At 71.3% G+C, this 16,828-nt stretch carries 15 protein-coding genes; 13 read left to right on the forward strand and 2 right to left on the reverse strand.

Annotated features, from left to right (window positions below; all coding sequences use genetic code 11):
* Positions 1-73: 73 nt before the first annotated feature.
* Positions 74-1,519, reverse strand: a complete 1,446-nt coding sequence (locus GJ743_RS06780) for an aminotransferase-like domain-containing protein (protein WP_328288880.1) — start codon at positions 1,517-1,519, stop codon at positions 74-76.
* A 259-nt stretch (positions 1,520-1,778) separates the two neighbouring features.
* Here GJ743_RS06780 and GJ743_RS06785 point away from each other — a divergent pair, with 259 nt between their 5' ends.
* The 9 genes from GJ743_RS06785 (at position 1,779) to GJ743_RS06825 (ending at position 12,462) form a co-directional block, all read left to right on the forward strand.
* Positions 1,779-2,627, forward strand: coding sequence for a nitrilase-related carbon-nitrogen hydrolase (locus GJ743_RS06785; RefSeq protein WP_155051159.1), 849 nt, complete (start codon positions 1,779-1,781; stop codon positions 2,625-2,627).
* Between the two features lie 108 nt (positions 2,628-2,735).
* Positions 2,736-4,172 carry a dihydropyrimidinase gene (gene hydA, locus GJ743_RS06790; protein WP_155051160.1) on the forward strand — a complete coding sequence of 479 codons (1,437 nt, stop codon included), beginning with the start codon at positions 2,736-2,738 and terminating at the stop codon, positions 4,170-4,172.
* Between the two features lie 115 nt (positions 4,173-4,287).
* Entirely contained in the window at positions 4,288-5,304 is a 1,017-nt protein-coding gene (locus tag GJ743_RS06795) for a TIGR03842 family LLM class F420-dependent oxidoreductase (RefSeq protein WP_155051161.1), read from the forward strand.
* A 125-nt stretch (positions 5,305-5,429) separates the two neighbouring features.
* The gene (locus GJ743_RS06800) at positions 5,430-6,305 is read left to right on the forward strand and encodes an ABC transporter permease (protein ID WP_328288881.1); all 876 of its coding nucleotides are present in this window, start codon (positions 5,430-5,432) and stop codon (positions 6,303-6,305) included.
* Complete coding sequence (locus GJ743_RS06805) at positions 6,302-7,234, forward strand: ABC transporter ATP-binding protein (RefSeq protein ID WP_230386615.1); 933 nt, start codon at positions 6,302-6,304, stop codon at positions 7,232-7,234. The genes GJ743_RS06800 and GJ743_RS06805 overlap by 4 nt, the downstream gene beginning before the upstream one ends.
* Positions 7,231-8,106 (forward strand): ABC transporter permease, encoded by an 876-nt coding sequence (locus tag GJ743_RS06810; protein WP_230386616.1) that lies wholly within the window; start codon positions 7,231-7,233, stop codon positions 8,104-8,106. Before GJ743_RS06805 ends, GJ743_RS06810 begins: the two co-directional genes overlap by 4 nt.
* Before the next feature lie 125 nt (positions 8,107-8,231).
* Positions 8,232-9,374, forward strand: coding sequence for an ABC transporter substrate-binding protein (locus GJ743_RS06815; RefSeq protein ID WP_155051163.1), 1,143 nt, complete (start codon positions 8,232-8,234; stop codon positions 9,372-9,374).
* Between the two features lie 134 nt (positions 9,375-9,508).
* Positions 9,509-10,828 (forward strand): aspartate aminotransferase family protein, encoded by a 1,320-nt coding sequence (locus GJ743_RS06820; RefSeq protein ID WP_155051164.1) that lies wholly within the window; start codon positions 9,509-9,511, stop codon positions 10,826-10,828.
* A 98-nt stretch (positions 10,829-10,926) separates the two neighbouring features.
* A complete protein-coding gene (locus GJ743_RS06825) occupies positions 10,927-12,462 on the forward strand; it encodes a CoA-acylating methylmalonate-semialdehyde dehydrogenase (RefSeq protein ID WP_328288882.1) in 1,536 nt (511 codons plus the stop codon).
* Between the two features lie 121 nt (positions 12,463-12,583).
* Here GJ743_RS06825 and GJ743_RS06830 read toward each other — a convergent pair whose 3' ends face one another.
* Positions 12,584-13,354, reverse strand: a complete 771-nt coding sequence (locus GJ743_RS06830; RefSeq protein ID WP_328288883.1) for an IclR family transcriptional regulator — start codon at positions 13,352-13,354, stop codon at positions 12,584-12,586.
* 152 nt (positions 13,355-13,506) lie between these two features.
* Between GJ743_RS06830 and GJ743_RS06835 the strand changes: the two genes are divergently transcribed.
* The 4 genes from GJ743_RS06835 to GJ743_RS06850 are packed head-to-tail and all read left to right on the forward strand — an operon-like array spanning position 13,507 to position 16,722.
* The gene (locus GJ743_RS06835) at positions 13,507-14,262 is read left to right on the forward strand and encodes an MIP/aquaporin family protein (protein ID WP_155051165.1); all 756 of its coding nucleotides are present in this window, start codon (positions 13,507-13,509) and stop codon (positions 14,260-14,262) included.
* Positions 14,259-15,251 (forward strand): dihydroxyacetone kinase subunit DhaK, encoded by a 993-nt coding sequence (dhaK, locus tag GJ743_RS06840; RefSeq protein WP_155051166.1) that lies wholly within the window; start codon positions 14,259-14,261, stop codon positions 15,249-15,251. Before GJ743_RS06835 ends, dhaK begins: the two co-directional genes overlap by 4 nt.
* Positions 15,252-15,253: 2 nt before the next feature.
* Complete coding sequence (dhaL, locus tag GJ743_RS06845) at positions 15,254-15,913, forward strand: dihydroxyacetone kinase subunit DhaL (RefSeq protein WP_155051167.1); 660 nt, start codon at positions 15,254-15,256, stop codon at positions 15,911-15,913.
* The gene (locus GJ743_RS06850; RefSeq protein WP_155051168.1) at positions 15,910-16,722 is read left to right on the forward strand and encodes an HPr family phosphocarrier protein; all 813 of its coding nucleotides are present in this window, start codon (positions 15,910-15,912) and stop codon (positions 16,720-16,722) included. The genes dhaL and GJ743_RS06850 overlap by 4 nt, the downstream gene beginning before the upstream one ends.
* Positions 16,723-16,828 lie beyond the last annotated feature (106 nt).

The raw sequence follows: 16,828 nt of genomic DNA on the forward strand, positions 1-16,828 counted from the left end.
GACGAGCCGACGAGCCGACGAGCCGACGAGCCGACGAGCCGACGAGCCGACGAGCCGACGAGCGCAGCTCCCCTCAGTACCCGCCCGCCGCGAGGTGCTGCGCCGCGACCGCGAGCGCATCCGCCAGCGACGCCGCCCCCTCGCGCACCGCGCCCACCGTGACCCGCACGTACTCGCGCTCGCGGGCAGATCCCCGCGCCGCCGACGACCCGCGCACCGACGACGCTCCCGCCACCGGCGACCCGTTCGCCGCCGCCAGGAACGGCGTCCCGCCGGCCACCCGGATCCCCGCCGCCGCGAGCTGCACGAGCGTCGACCGCTCGGACTCGACGGGCATCCAGAGGTTGATGCCGTCGGCGTGCATCACCGGCACGCCCCGAGCACGCAGCGCGTCGCCGAGCGCGCGCTGGCGCGTGTAGTACGCGCGGCGCGCTTCGGCGACGGCGTCGATGGCCGCGCCATCCGTCAGCAGGTCGAGCAGGATCGACTGCAGCATGCGCGACGTCCAGCCGGGGCCGAGCATGCGTCGCGCCATGATGCGCCCGATGAGGTCGCGCGGGCCGCCGACGGCGGCGATGCGCAGGTCGGGGCCGTGCGACTTCGAGAAGCTGCGCACGTGCACGACGCGGTCGGGCAGGTGGGTGCCGAGCGTGACGTCGCCCTCGGTCGAGATGAGTCCGGAGTGGTCGTCCTCGACGACGACGAGGTCGAGCCCGTGCTCGTCGACGGCCGAGCGGATGGCTCCCGCCAGCGCCGCCGCGCGTGACGGCGTCATCGACGCCCCGGTCGGGTTCTGGGCGCGAGGCTGCAGCAGGATGGCCGCCGGCCGGCGCCGCAGCGCGGTGGCGAGCCCTTCGGGCGACATCCCCTGTTCGTCGATCGCGACGGGCACGGCCTCGGCGCCGAGCAGGTCGAGGAGGTCGAGGAACGGCGGGAAGCCGGGATGCTCCACGATGACTCGGTCGCCGAAGCGGACGACCTGGTCGAGCGTGCGCGAGATCGCGTCGAGCGCGCCGTCGACGACGACGATCGACTCCGCCTCGCTCGGCCACGAGTCCCGGAGCACCGTGGCGAGTGCCGGAATGACGGGCTCGGCCTGGTAGCTGCCGACGTCGGCACGGGCGGACACGCGCGAGAGCGCGGGGCCGAGCGGGGGCAGCAGGAGCGGATCGGGCGTCCCTCGCGAGAGGTCGAGCCGGACCGGATCGTCGGGCGCCGCCATCCCGCGCATGCGCACGGCGGGGCCGGCCGCGGCATCCCGTCGCACGAAGCTGCCGGCACGGCCGCGCGACTCGATGAGCCCGGCGCGTGCGAGCGCCTGCCACGCCTGGCTGATCGTGGCGGGGCTCACGCCCAGTGACGCGGCGAGTTCGCGCACGGTGGGCAGGCGGTCGCCCGCCTCGAGCTCGCCGCTGTTCACGAGGCGCGCGAGGTCGGCCGCGATGCCTCGCGGAGTCGTGTCGGCGAAGGGCGCCAACGCCGTCAGCTCGGAGACATCCACTCGAATACCTGATCGCACCATTGCCTCCTCACGAAGCAAGGGACAGGATGTTTAACCACCACGTCACAGAGTGAAACACAAGGGAAATGTTCACGCCGAAGAATAACAGAACGGGTCGCTACCCCGATCTGGCACCTGCCGCCGGTCCCCAGCCGGCGTCGATTCTCGGCACCACTGCTCGGCGTCACCGCACGCACGGCAGGCACTAGCGCACGAAGCACCATGCGCCCGGGTCTGGCTGCTGGCGGCAACGACGCCGACCGACACAGGAGGCACCATGACGATCGTTCGAGCGGCCATCACCCAGACCACGTGGACGGGTGACAAGGAGTCGATGCTCGACAAGCACGAGCAGTTCGCGCGCCAGGCCAAGCAGCAGGGCGCCCAGGTGATCTGCTTCCAGGAGCTCTTCTACGGGCCCTACTTCGGCATCACGGAGGACGTGAAGTACTACGACTTCGCCGAGCCGGCCGACGGCCCGATCGTCCAGCGTTTCGCCGCGCTCGCCAAGGAGCTCGAGATGGTGATGGTCCTGCCCATCTACGAGGAGGAGCAGCCCGGCGTCTACTACAACACCGCGGTCGTCGTCGACGCCGACGGCACGATCCTCGGCTCGTACCGCAAGCACCACATCCCGAACCTCGACAAGTTCTGGGAGAAGTTCTACTTCCGCCCCGGCAACCTCGGCTACCCCGTCTTCCAGACCGCGGTCGGCCCGATCGGCGTGTACATCTGCTACGACCGGCACTTCCCCGAAGGATGGCGCGAGCTGGGCCTCAACGGCGCGCAGATCGTGTTCAACCCCAACGCGACCAAGCCCGGCCTCTCCAACCGGCTCTGGGAGATCGAGCAGCCCGCGGCGGCCGCCGCGAACGGCTACTTCATCGGTGCCGCGAACCGCGTCGGCCTCGAGGACAACGAGTACGGCGACCTCGCCGTGAACTTCTACGGCAAGAGCCAGTTCGTCGACCCGCAGGGCAACATCGTCGGCGACTACGGCTCGGAGACCTCCGAGGAGGTCGTGGTCCGCGACCTCGACATGGACATGATCCGGAACGTCCGGAACGCCTGGCAGTTCTACCGCGACCGCCGCCCCGACTCGTACACGTCCATCCCGAAGCCGTAAGTCATCTGGTGGTCGAGTAGCGCGAAGCGCGTATCGAGACCACGCCGGCGTGATCTCGATACGGGCCTTCGGTCCTACTCGATCACCGAAGGAAGGAGAGCTCCACACATGGCCACCACCCTCATCTCCGGCGGCACCGTCGTCAGCGCCACCGGCCGCGCCGCGGCCGACGTGCTCGTCGACGGCGAGAAGATCGTCGCCGTCCTGCAGCCCGGCAGCGAACTGCTGGGCACGGATGTCGCGGCATCCGTCGACCGCGTCGTCGACGCCACCGGCAAGTACGTCATCCCCGGCGGCATCGACGCCCACACCCACATGCAGCTGCCGTTCGGCGGCACCGAGGCGTCCGATACGTTCGAGTCGGGCACCATCGCCGCCGCCCACGGCGGCACGACCTCGATCATCGACTTCGCCGTGCAGACCTACGGCCAGCGCATCGAAGACGGGTTGGCCGCCTGGCACGAGAAGGCCGGCGGCAACTGCGCGATCGACTACGGCTTCCACCAGATCGTGGGTGACGTCAACGAGGCCTCGATCGAGGCCATGAAGAAGCTGCCCGACGAGGGGGTCTCGAGCTTCAAGCTGTTCATGGCCTACCCGGGCGTCTTCTACTCGGATGACGCGCAGATCCTGAAGGCCATGCAGGTCTCGCGCGACACCGGCATGCTCACGATGATGCACGCCGAGAACGGCCCGGCGATCGACGTGCTCGCCCAGCAACTCGTCGACCAGGGGAAGACCGACCCGTACTACCACGGCATCGCCCGCGCCTGGGAGATGGAGGAGGAGGCGACGCACCGCGCGATCATGCTCGCCAAGCTCACGGGCGCACCGCTCTACGTCGTGCACGTGTCGGCCAAGCAGGCCGTCGAGCAGCTCGCCTGGGCGCGCGACAAGGGCCAGAACGTCTACGGCGAGACCTGCCCGCAGTACCTCTACCTCTCGCTCGAGGACCAGCTCGGCGCGAGGAGCGACGAGTGGGGCGCGTTCGAGGGCGCCAAGTGGGTCTGCTCGACGCCGCTCCGCAGCCGCGCCGAGGGCCACCAGGACTCGATGTGGCAGGCGCTGCGCACGAACGACCTGCAGATGGTCTCGACCGACCACTGCCCGTTCTGCATGAAGGACCAGAAGGAGCTCGGCCTCGGCGACTTCCGCAAGATCCCGAACGGCATCGGCTCGATCGAGCACCGCATGGACCTCATGTACCAGGGCGTCGTGACCGGCGAGATCACGCTCGAGCGGTGGGTCGAGCTCACCTCGACGACGCCCGCGCGCATGTTCGGCCTCTACGGCACCAAGGGCGTCATCCAGCCCGGCGCCGACGCCGACATCGTCGTCTACGACCCGAACGGCCACACGTCGATCGGCCTCGACAAGACGCACCACATGAACATGGACTACTCGGCGTGGGAGGGCTACGAGATCGACGGCAAGGTCGACACGGTGATGAGCCGCGGCAAGGTCGTCGTCGAGGACGACGCCTACGTCGGCGCCAAGGGCGACGGTCGCTACCTCAAGCGCGGCCTGAGCCAGTACCTGATCTGACCAAACGTCCGGCACCGGTGATCGAGTAGGGAGCGAAGCGACCGTATCGAGATCACGTCACGAGGTCTCGATACGCGCTTCGCGCTACTCGACCACCGGGAGGAAAGGGAACACCATGGAATTCGGAGCGGTCCTCCAGACCAACCCCCCGGCATCGCGGACCATCCAGCTCGCGAAGCTCGCCGAGGTGCACGGCTTCAGCCACGTGTGGACGTTCGACTCGCACATCCTGTGGCAGGAGCCCTACGTCATCTACAGCCAGATCCTCGCGCAGACCCAGCGCATCAAGGTCGGCCCGTTCGTGACGAACCCGGCCACGCGCGACTGGACGGTCACGGCGTCCGTCTTCGCGACGCTCAACGAGATGTTCGGCAACCGCACGGTGTGCGGCATCGGCCGCGGCGACTCGGCGGTGCGCGTCACGAACGGCAAGCCGACGACGATGACCGAGCTGCGCGAGTCGATCCACGTGATCCGCGAGCTCGGCAACTCGCGCTCGGTCGAGTACCACGGCTCGGAGATCCAGTTCCCCTGGAGCCGGGGCTCCGAGCTCGAGGTGTGGGTCGCGGCCTACGGCCCGATGGCGCTCCGCGTCGCGGGCGAGGTGGGCGACGGGTTCATCCTCCAGCTCGCCGACCTCGACATCGCCGAGTGGATGATCACGACGGTGCGGAACGCCGCGGAGAAGGTCGGGCGCGACCCGGCATCCGTGAAGTTCTGCGTCGCCGCACCGATGTACATCGGCGACGACTGGGCGCACATGCGCGACCAGTGCCGCTGGTTCGGCGGGATGGTCGGCAACCACGTCGCCGACATCGTCGCGAAGTACGGCGCGCACGGCACGGTGCCGGACGCGCTGACGGACTACATCCGCGGACGCCAGGACTACGACTACAACGAGCACGGACGCGCGGGGAACACCCACACCGAGTTCGTGCCCGACGAGATCGTCGAGCGGTTCTGCGTGCTCGGCACGGCCGACCAGCACATCCAGAAGCTGAAGGCGCTCGCCGAGCTCGGCGTCGACCAGTTCGCCGGCTACCTCCAGCACGACAACAAGGAGGAGACGCTGCGGGTCTACGGCGAGACCGTGATCCCGGCGCTCTCCGAGCACATCACGGCGAAGCGATGACGGCTCCCGCTGATCGAGTGGCGCCCGCCGCAGGCGGACGCGGTTCGAGATCCCCACGTGGAGGTCTCGGTACGCGCGACGCTCCGCGCCGGGCACCTCGACCGACGGGGAACCGCTGGCGCGCCGTGGTCTGGGGCGTCGTCGGCGTCCTCGCGCTCGCCGCGCTGTGGGAGCTGTACAAGCTCGTCGGCCCCGCCGACGGCTGGCTGGTCGGCGCGCAGGAGGGCGTCACCGGCAGCGGCATCCGCCTGCTCCCGCGCACGAGCGACCAGGCGATGCCGCACACCTGGGACATGGTCGCGCGGGTCATCGAACCCGTGACCCGCGCGCAGGGCGCGCTCCCGCTCGGCGTCGTGGTGCTCCTCGCCGCGCTGACGAGCCTGGGGGTCGCGGCGCTCGGATGGCTCGTGGGCGTCGTCGTCGGCTTCGCGCTCGCGCTCCTCATGCTCGGCTTCCGGATCGCCGAGCGGGCCGTGCTCCCGTTCGTGATCCTCAGCCAGACCGTGCCGCTCATCGCGCTCGCACCGCTCATCCGCAACTGGGGCTCGCGCCTCGAGTTCGGCGCGTTCTCGTGGGAGAGCTGGATGTCGGTCGTGATCATCGCGAGCTACCTCGCGTTCTTCCCGGTCGCCGTCGGCGCCCTGCGGGGCCTGCAGTCGCCGGATGCCGCGCACCTCGACCTCATGCGCAGCTATGCGGCCGGGTGGTGGACCACGCTCTTCCGCCTGCGGCTGCCCGCGAGCGTGCCGTTCCTCATCCCCGCACTGCGGCTCGCCGCCGCGAACGCCGTCGTCGGCACCGTGGTCGCCGAGATCTCGGTCGGCTTCACGGGCGGCATCGGCCGCCTCATCCTCGAGACCGCGGTCGCCGCCTCGAGCGACCCCGCCAAGCCCTGGGCGCCGATCCTCGGTGCGGTGCTGCTCGGCCTCGTCGCCGCCGGTTTCGTCGCCCTCCTCGCCGCCTTCCTCAGCCCGTTCCGCCGACAGGAGACCGTCGCATGAGCAGCCCGACCCCGAGCATGCCCGCCCCCGAGCCGACGCCGGCAGCCGAGTCGACGTCCGTCGCGACCGCCGCGACCGCGACCGCCGGAACGGCCACCGCGACCGCCGATGCCACCGAGGCCGTCGTCGCGCGCGGCGTCGAGCGCGTCTTCGCGGGTGCGAAAGGTGCAGAGGTCACCGCGCTCACGGGCATCGAGCTCGCGGTGCACGACGGCGAGTTCGTCTCGCTCATCGGCCCGTCGGGCTGCGGCAAGTCGACGCTGCTCCGTCTCATCGCCGACCTCGACGAGCCGACCGCCGGCGAGATCCGGGTCTTCGGCAAGACCGCGAAGCAGGCTCGCATCGACCAGTCGTACGGCATCGCCTTCCAGCAGGCCGGACTCCTGCCCTGGCGGTCGGTCGCCGCGAACATCGAGCTCCCGCTGCAACTGCACGGGGCGGATGCCGCGACCCGCCGTTCGCGCGTCGCCGAGCTGCTCGAGCTCGTGGGCCTCGCCGACTTCGCGAAGCACTACCCCGACCAGCTCTCGGGCGGCATGCAGCAGCGCGTCGCGATCGCCCGGTCGCTCGCCGAGCAGCCGAGGCTCCTGCTGATGGACGAGCCGTTCGGCGCGCTCGACGAGATGACGCGCGAGCGCATGCAGACCGAACTCCTCCGCATCCGCGCCGAGACCGGCGCCGCGGTCGTGTTCGTGACGCACTCGATCCCCGAGGCCGTCTACCTCTCCGACCGCGTCGTCGTGATGTCGCCCCGGCCCGGCCGGATCACCGACGAGATCGACGTGCGCCTCGGCGACGCCGCCGACCGCGGCGAGGACCTCCGCGAGGACGCCGCGTTCTTCGCGGGCGTGACCGCCGTGCGCGAGGCCCTCCACGGGCCCGAGACCGCGCCGGCCGCCGGCGCGGCGAGGGGGGTGGACGTGCGATGACGAGTGCCGCACCCGAGCGCGTCGAGACCACGCCGCCGCCCGCGGCGGACCCGACGATCGCGATGCCCGGGCTCGCGGCATCCGCTGCCCCGCGCCGCCGCGCGGCCGGCGACGGCCCGCTCGCCCGCTTCGCGAAGCTCGTGCTGCCGCCCGTCGCGCTGTTCATCGTGCTCGTGCTGCTCGCCGAGCTCGTCGTGGTCGCCGCCGGCATCCCGCCGTTCGTGCTCGCGAGTCCCTCCGCGATCCTCGACCAGCTCGTGCAGTACGCCCCGCAGGTGCTCGCCGCAACGCTCGCGACCGGGCTGAACGCGCTCATCGGCCTCGTGATCGGCGCGGTCATCGGCGTGCTGCTCGCGATCGCGGCATCCGTCGGCAGGCCCGTCGACGGCATGCTCGCGCCGGTCGTCGCCGCGGTGGCGGTGGTGCCGATCGTCGCCCTCGCGCCGGTGTTCTACACGATGTTCGGCTCGACCTCCGAGGTCGCGCGCATCCTCATCGCCTCGATCGCCGCGTTCGTGCCGGTCTTCCTCAACACCCTCCGCGGCCTCCGCCAGGTGCGGCCGGTGCACCGCGACCTCATGAAGTCGTACGCGGCGACGCCGTCGCAGCTCACGCGGCTCGTCACGATCCCATCGGCGCTGCCCCACTTCTTCACGGGCCTCCGCATCGCCTCGTCGCTCGCCGTGATCTCCGCGCTCGTCGCCGAGTACTTCGGCGGCCCGCGCCAGGGGCTCGGCTCGGCGATCACGACCGCCGCCGCGTCGAGCGCGTACGCCCGCGCGTGGGCGTTCGTCATCGGCGCCATCCTGCTCGGCCTCGTCTTCTTCGTCCTCACCAGCCTGATCGAGAGGATCGCCTCGCGCCACCGATGACCTCGGACCCGGCCCGAACCCGGGACCCCGCCAACGCCTCGCCGGCCGACGCCGTCCGGCCCCAGCCACCGGCACCGCCGGTCGGATCCCGCACCACGAGCACCACCACCAAGAGAGGAATGCACATGAAGCGCAACCGGATCCTCGCGGGCGCGGCGGCAGCAGCCGCGACCGCGCTCGTGCTCGCCGGCTGCTCCGGCGGGGGCAGCGACTCGGGCGACGGCGGAGACACCGCCGACGGCGAGCTCACACCCGTGACCCTGCAGCTGCAGTGGCTCACGCAGGCCCAGTTCGGCGGGTACTACCTCGCCGAGGCGAACGGCTACTGGGAGGAGCTCGGCCTCGACGTCGAGATCATCCCGGGTGCGGTCGACATCGTCCCGCAGGACGTGTTGGCCGCCGGCGACGTCGACTTCGCGATCGCGTGGGTGCCGAAGGCGCTCGCGTCGATCGAGGCGGGGGCGAACATCACGAACATCGCGCAGGTCTTCGAGCGCAGCGGCACGCTGCAGGTCGCCTGGGCCGACAGCGGCATCGAGGGCCCGGAGGACCTCTCGGACAAGCAGATCGGCAGCTGGGGCTTCGGCAACGAGTGGGAGCTCTTCGCGGGCCTCACCGAGGTCGATGCGTCGGGCTACACCATCGTGCAGCAGAACTTCGACATGAACGCGCTGCTCAACAAGGAGATCGACGCCGCGCAGGCGATGACCTACAACGAGTACGCGCAGCTGCTCGAGGCCGTGAACCCCGAGACGGGGGAGCTCTACCAGCCCGAGGACTTCTCGGTCATCGACTGGAACGAGGTCGGCACGGCCATGCTCCAGGATGCGATCTGGGCGAACTCCGACCGCCTCGCGGACGACCCCGAGTACGCCGAGACCGCGGTCAAGCTCATCCAGGGCGCGATCCTCGGCTGGATCGACCAGCGCGACGACCCGCAGGCCGCGGCCGACGCGGTCACGGCCGCCGGTTCGACGCTCGGCACGAGCCACCAGCTCTGGATGGCCAACGAGATCAACAAGCTGATCTGGCCGTCGTCGAGCGGCATCGGCCACATCAACGAGGACCAGTGGGACGCCACCGTCGAGATGGCCCTCGCCACCAAGAACCAGGACGGCGCGCAGGTCATCACGACCGACCCGCCGGAGGGTTCGTACACCAACGAGTACGTCGACGAGGCCATCGCGAACCTCGAGGCCGACGGCGTCGACGTGATGGGCGAGTCCTACGAGCCCATCGAGGTCACCCTCACCGAGGGCGGCAACTAGTGGCACCTCCGGTGGTCGAGTAGGCGCGCAGCGCCGTATCGAGACCCGTGCGGGATCTCGATACGCGTCCGGCCCCGCCGGGCGCTACTCGATCACCGGGCCGGGTGCATCATTGAAGAAAGGCGACGACGCTGATGACCGAGAACCTCACCGCCGACCTCGACGCGCTCGCGCGCGAGCTCGACGCCGAACACGTCTTCCACTCCTGGTCGGCGCAGGGCAGCCCCCCGCAGCTCGTCGTCGCGAGCGGGCGCGGCACGAAGGTCTGGGACCACTCCGGTCGCGAGTACCTCGACTTCTCGAGCCAGCTCGTCAACGTCAACATCGGCCACCAGCACCCCGCGGTCGTCTCGGCGATCCGCGAGCAGGCCGAGCTCCTGACCACGATCGGCCCGCCGACCGTGAACCTCGCCCGCGGCGAGGCCGCGAAGCGCATCACCGACCGTGCGCCCGAGGGCATGTCGAAGGTGTTCTTCACCAACGGCGGCGCCGATGCGAACGAGAACGCGATCCGGATGGCGCGCCTGCACACCGGCCGCGACAAGGTGCTCTCGACGTACCGCTCGTACCACGGCAACACCGGCGCCGCGATCGTGTCGACGGGCGACTGGCGTCGCATCCCGAACGAGTTCGCGCGCGGACACGTGCACTTCTTCGGGCCCTTCCTCTACCGCTCCGAGTTCTGGGCGACGACGCCCGAGGAGGAGTCGGAGCGCGCCCTTCGCCACCTGCGGCGCGTGATCGAGGCCGAGGGCCCGGCGACGATCGCCGCCGTGCTGCTCGAGACCGTGCCCGGCACCGCCGGCGTGCTTGTGCCGCCGCCCGGCTACCTCGCGGGCGTGCGCGAGCTCTGCGACCGGCACGGCATCATGCTGATCCTCGACGAGGTCATGTGCGGCTTCGGCCGGACCGGGCGCTGGTTCGCGTTCGACGGCTACGACGTGAAGCCCGACCTCATCAGCTTCGCGAAGGGCGTGAACTCGGGCTACGTGCCCGTGGGCGGCGTCGTCATCTCCGACGAGATCGCCGCCGACTTCGACGAGAAGGTGTTCCCCGGCGGGCTCACCTACTCGGGCCACCCGCTGGCGATGGCCTCGATCGTCGGCGCGCTCGACGCCATGGAGTCGGAGGGCATCGTGGACCACGCGCGCCGCGTCGGCGCCGAGGCGATCGCCCCCGCCCTCACCGAGCTCGCCGAGAAGCACGCCGTGATCGGCGAGGTGCGCGGCGAGGGCGTCTTCTGGGCGCTCGACCTCGTCGCCGACCCCGAGACGCGCGAGCCGCTGCCCGCGGCCGAGGTCGGCCGCATCCAGGGCGCGCTCGTCGAGCGCGGCCTGCTGCCGTTCGTCGCCGAGAACCGCATCCACGTCGTGCCGCCGTGCGTCGTGACGGCCGAGGAGGTCGAGCAGGCCACCGCGATCTACGACGAGGTGCTCGGCACCGTCGCCGTGTGAGACGGATGCCGCGGCATCCCGGGGCACCGCGGCACGCACCACCCGGCCACCACCCTGTGAACACGACCCGGACACTCGATTCGGAAGGAACGAGACTGATGACCGACACCCAGACCGCCCCCAGCGCCGAGGGCACCGCGACCGCCGAGATGGTGGAGCACTGGATCGACGGCGCGCCCGCGTCGGGCGCCTCCGAGCGCACCGGCCCCGTCTACAACCCCGCGCACGGCATCGAGCAGCGCCGCGTGCGCTTCGCCTCGACGGAGGACGTGGACCTCGCCGTGGAGGCCGCCGCCCGCGCGTTCCCCGCGTGGCGCGACGCCTCGATCGCCAAGCGCCAGCAGATCATGTTCCGCTTCCGCGAGCTGCTCGCGTCACGGACCGACGAGCTCGCCGCGATCCTCACGAGCGAGCACGGCAAGGTGACCGCCGACGCGCTCGGCGAGATCGCCCGCGGCCTCGAGGTCGTCGAGCTCGCCTGCGGGATGCCCGCGTACACGAAGGGCGAGTACTCCGAGAACGTCTCGACCGGCATCGACGTGTACTCGCTGCGCCAGCCGCTCGGCGTCGTCGGCGTCATCAGCCCGTTCAACTTCCCGGCGATGGTGCCGCTGTGGTTCTTCCCGCTCGCGATCGCGACGGGCAACACCGTCGTGCTGAAGCCGTCGGAGAAGGACCCGTCGGCCTCGGTCTGGCTCGCGCGCCTCTTCCAGGAGGCGGGACTGCCCGACGGCGTCTTCAACGTCGTGCACGGCGACAAGGTCGCGGTCGACGCGCTGCTCGAGCACCCCACCGTGCGCTCGATCTCGTTCGTCGGCTCGACCCCGATCGCGCGGTACATCTACGCGACGGCGACCGCGAACGGCAAGCGCGTCCAGGCGCTCGGCGGCGCGAAGAACCACATGCTCGTGCTGCCCGACGCCGACCTCGACCTCGCGGCCGACGCCGCCGTCAACGCGGGCTTCGGCTCGGCGGGCGAGCGCTGCATGGCGATCTCCGCGGTCGTCGCGGTCGACTCGATCGCCGACGAGCTCGTCGCGAAGATCAGCGAGCGGATGTCGCGGCTCGTCACCGGCGACGGCACCAGGGGCTGCGACATGGGTCCGCTCATCACGCGCGAGCACCGCGACAAGGTCGCCGGGTACCTCGACGTGGCCGGCGCGGACGGGGCATCCGTCGTCGTGGACGGCCGCGACCCCGACGTGAACGGCGAACCCGACGGCTTCTGGATGGGGCCGACGCTCATCGACCACGTGCCGACCTCGTCGGCCGTGTACCGCGACGAGATCTTCGGCCCGGTGCTCTCGGTCGTCCGCGTCGACGGTTACGAGGACGGCGTCGACCTGATCAACTCCTCGCGCTACGGCAACGGCACGGCGATCTTCACCAACGACGGCGGCGCCGCGCGGCGCTTCCAGCGCGAGGTGACGGTCGGCATGATCGGCATCAACGTGCCGATCCCCGTGCCCGTCGCGTACCACTCGTTCGGCGGCTGGAAGGACTCGCTCTTCGGCGACGCCAAGGCCTACGGCCCGCGCGGCTTCGACTTCTTCACGCAGGAGAAGGCGATCACCTCGCGCTGGCTCGACCCGAGCCACGGCGGGCTGAACCTGGGCTTCCCGCAGCACGACTGATCCGACGCGGGTCGCGCCGACGCGGCCCCGCGCCGCGCGACCGAGGGCGATTTCTGCGGTGGAGGTGGTGCTCTTCCTGTACTCCACCGCAGGAATCGCCCTCAGGCGCGCTCGGGCGCACTCAGGCGCGGGCGGGCGCGGGCGGGCGCGGCGGCCAGGTGGGCGCGCCGAGGTCGCGCGAGATGCTCCGCGCGGCGTCGCGGAGCGCGCCGATGAGGGCGTCCGACGGCGGCCAGTCGGTCGAGGGCATGACCACCGCGACCGCGGCGACCACGTCGCCGTCCTCCGAGCAGACCGGTGCGGCGACGGATGACTCGCCGATGACGGCCTCCTCGTTCTCGAAGCCGAGCGCCTCCCTGCGGACCTGCTCGAGGCCGGCCCGTACCTGCTCGGGATCGGTGACGGTGTCCGCCGTGAGCGCCGCCAACGGGCGCGACAGGGCGTCCGCGGCGTGCGCCGAGTCGTAGGCGAGCAGCACCTTCCCGAGCGCCGAGGCGTGGCTCGGGATCGTCAGGCCGGTCTCGGGCATCTGCTCGGTGCCGTCGGGGCGACGGTCGTGGTGGATCACGATGACCTCGCCGAACAGCTCCGCACCGAGACGGGTCGCGAGGCCGGTGCGGCTGGAGAGCTCGTGCATCCAGCGCATCGCGCGCGCCCGTACGTCGAGCGTGTCGAGGTAGACGCTCGAGAGCTTCAGGAGCGCCGGCCCGAGCACGTAGCGGTTCCCGCTCGGCTGCTGAGCCACGAGCCCGTGCGCCTGGAGCGACTTCACGATGCCGTGCACGGTGGACGGCGGCAGGTCGAGCGCGGCGGCGAGCTCCGAGATGCCCATGCGGCGCGAGCCCTGCAGGAGCGTGAGGATCTTCGCCGCACGGTCGATCGACTGGATCACCGGCTCCCCCTCATCGTCGCGCCCACCGTGCATCCCCATTCTGTCTGGTTCTTGACAGCGAGGAGCGAGAGGTCCACCATTCAGTATTACCGAAAGCCATTCGATAATACCGAATCGATTGGTGAAACCTCGTTCAAGGGAGAACGCAGATCATGGATGACAACCGGACTTGGCAGCGGCTCGCCGCCGAGTTCCTCGGTACCGCCTTCCTCGTGTTCGTCGGCGTCGGCTCCGTGCCGGCCTTCGCACTGGTGAGGGGCGACGCGCCCTTCGCCCCCGCCGATCTCGGCTTCATCTCGCTCGCCTTCGGCACCATCGTCGTCGCGACGGTGTACGTGTTCGGCTACATCTCGGGCAACCACATCAACCCCGCCGTGACGCTCGCCCTCGCCGCGACGGGCAAGTTCGCCTGGCGCGACGTACCCGGGTACGTGATCGCGCAGGTGCTGGGCGCGACCGTCGGCGCGTTCGCCATCGTCGGGGCCCTCGGCCCGCAGGCGAGCGAACTCGGCCTCGGCGTGGCATCCTACGGCGACATCCCGATCTGGCAGGCGTTCACGGCCGAGTTCCTCGGCACCTTCCTCCTGGTCTTCACCGTCTTCGGGGTGATCCACCGCAAGGCGGCCCCCGGATTCGCCGGGCTCGTCATCGGCCTCGTGGTGTTCGCCGCGATCATCCCCGTGGCGCCCGCGACCGGTGCGTCGATCAACCCGGCCCGCACCACCGGCCCGATGCTCGTGCAGCAGCTCCTGGGCGGAACGGTGCAGTGGGAGCAGTGGCCGGTCTACGTCATCGCCGAGCTCGCGGGCGGAGTCCTCGCCGGCCTCGCGTTCGGCCTGGTCTCCCGCACCCGGGCCGACCGCACCACCCTGACCGAAGCGCTCGTCGAAGAGGAGGCACGCGCATGAAGAAGTTCATCGATGCACCGTCGGAGGTGCTGGCCGACGCACTGAAGGGCGTCGCGGCAGCCCACCCCGAGCTCGCCGTCGACTTCGCCGACCGGGTCGTCGCACGAGCGAACCCGAAACCCGGCAAGGTCGCGCTGATCTCAGGCGGCGGCTCGGGGCACGAACCGCTGCACAGCGGGTTCGTCGGCCCCGGCATGCTCGACGCCGCCTGCGCGGGCGAGGTCTTCACCTCGCCGACGCCCGACCAGATGCTCGCCGCCGCGCAGGCCGTGAGCACTGGAGCCGGTGCGCTCTTCATCGTGAAGAACTACACGGGGGACGTGCTCAACTTCGAGATGGCCGCCGAGCTCGCCGAGGCGGAGGGGATCGCGGTGAAGACCGTCCTCGTCGCCGACGACGTCGCCGTCGAGGACTCGACCTGGACCGCCGGGCGTCGCGGGGTCGGCACGACCGTCTTCGTCGAGAAGATCGCCGGTGCCGCAGCGGAGGAGGGGGCCGACCTCGATGCCGTGCACGCCGTCGCGACCCGTGTCTCGGAGAACGGCCGGTCGATGGGGGTCGCCCTCACCAGCGCGACGCTGCCGTCGGTGGGCAAGCCGAGCTTCGACCTCCCTGAGGACGAGATCGAGATGGGCGTCGGCATCCACGGCGAACCGGGACGCACGCGCGCCCCGCTGACCTCCGCGTCGGAGATCGCCGAGACGCTCGTGTCGGCGATCCTGGCCGACCACGACTTCACCGGTGCGCCGGTGATCGCGATGCTCAGCGGGCTCGGCGGCACGCCGCTCATCGAGCTCTACCTGATGTACGGCGCCGTCGCCTCCCTGCTCGAGCAGCGCGGCGTCACCGTCGCTCGGGTCCTCGTCGGTGACTACATCACGAGCCTCGACATGGCCGGATGCTCCCTCACCCTGCTGCGCGCCGACGACGAGATGCTGCGACTCTGGGACGCGCCCGTGAGCACCGCCGCACTCCGGTGGGGGGTGTAGGCATGGCGGGCTCCGACGACGGCCGCCTGACGGTCGACGACCTCGTGGCGTGGATGTTCCGCTTCGACGAGCGGATCGCGGCCGAGGCCGATCGGCTGACCGCGCTGGACTCGGCCATCGGCGACGCCGACCACGGCACGAACATCGCGCGAGGCACCGGTGCGGTGCGGAAGCGACTCGCGGACGCGCCGCCGGACGACGCGGGCGCACTGCTGAAGTCTTCCGGGATGGCGCTCGTGTCGACCGTCGGGGGTGCGAGCGGATCGCTGTACGGCACGCTGTTCCTCGAGATGGCCAAGTCCGTCGGTCCGACTCCGGAGCTCGACACCGCCGGCCTCGCCGACGCGTTCCGCGCGGGTGTCGCCGGGGTCGTCGCCCGTGGCCGGGCCGAGCCGGGCGACAAGACGATGGTCGACGCGCTCCAGCCGGCGGCCGAGGCGCTGAGTGCGGCGGCCGAGGGCGGCCGCCCGATCGTCGAGTCGCTGCGGGAGGCGGCCGCCGCCGCAGCCCTCGGGCGGGACGCGACCATCCCGCTCGTCGCCCGCAAGGGGCGGGCGAGCTACCTGGGCGAGCGCAGCGCGGACCACCTCGATCCCGGGGCGACCTCGGCCGCCATCCTCGTGCAGGCCCTCGCCGACGCTCGATCGGAGCGCATCGGATGATCGGGCTCGTCGTCGTCTCGCACAGCCCGGGCCTCGCCGAGGCCGCGGTCGAGCTCGGCATGCAGATGGTGCACGGCGAGGCGCCGCCGGTGCGCATCGCCGCGGGTTCCGACGGCCGGTTCGGCACGGATGCGACGGCGGTCGCCGCCGCGATCGACGAACTCGCCGGTCAGGGCGTCCCGGGCGTGCTCGTCGTCACCGACCTCGGCTCGGCTGTGCTGAGCGCCGGACTCGCGCTCGAGCTCCGGGAGTCCACGACGGAGGTCGTGGTCGGTGCAGGGCCGTTCGTGGAGGGAATCACGGCGGGACTCGTGCTGGCGGCGACGGGCGCGGCGCTCGACGAGGTCGCACGCGAGTCGGCCGCGGCGCTGGACGCGAAGCGGGGGTCGTCCGATGCGACGGCCGCGGCGGCGCCCGCGGAGCGGGTCGTGGAGCCGGTCGTGCAGCCGGTCGACGCCGCGCCGGGTGACGCGGCGCCGGCAGCGGCGCCCGCCGAGGCCGTCGAGGTCGACGATCCGCGGTCGGCGGACGAGGTGGTCGTCAATCCCGAGGGGCTGCACGCCCGGCCCGCGGCGCTCCTCGTCCAGGCCGTGGGCGCGTTCGACGCCGTCGTCGACGTGACGAACCTCACGACGGGGACCGGGCCCGTGCCGGCGAGGAGCATGATCGGGCTGATGTCGCTCGGGGCGAAGCAGGGCCATGCCGTGCGGTTCGACGGCAGCGGACCCGACGCCGCCACCGCGGTCGACGCGCTGCGCCGCCTGCTCGCCGACGGGTTCGGGGAGCTCCCGACGCCGGCCGCCGGCTGACGCGCTCGCCCGCCCGCGTCCGAGTGCGGTTCCTGCGGTGGAGGTCGGTTCCGTACCGCACTCCACCGCAGGAACCGCACTTGGACGTGGAGGGAGGGGTGAGCGT

It is taken from the genome of Agromyces bracchium (genome assembly GCF_009709675.1).
Lineage (GTDB): Bacteria > Actinomycetota > Actinomycetes > Actinomycetales > Microbacteriaceae > Agromyces > Agromyces bracchium.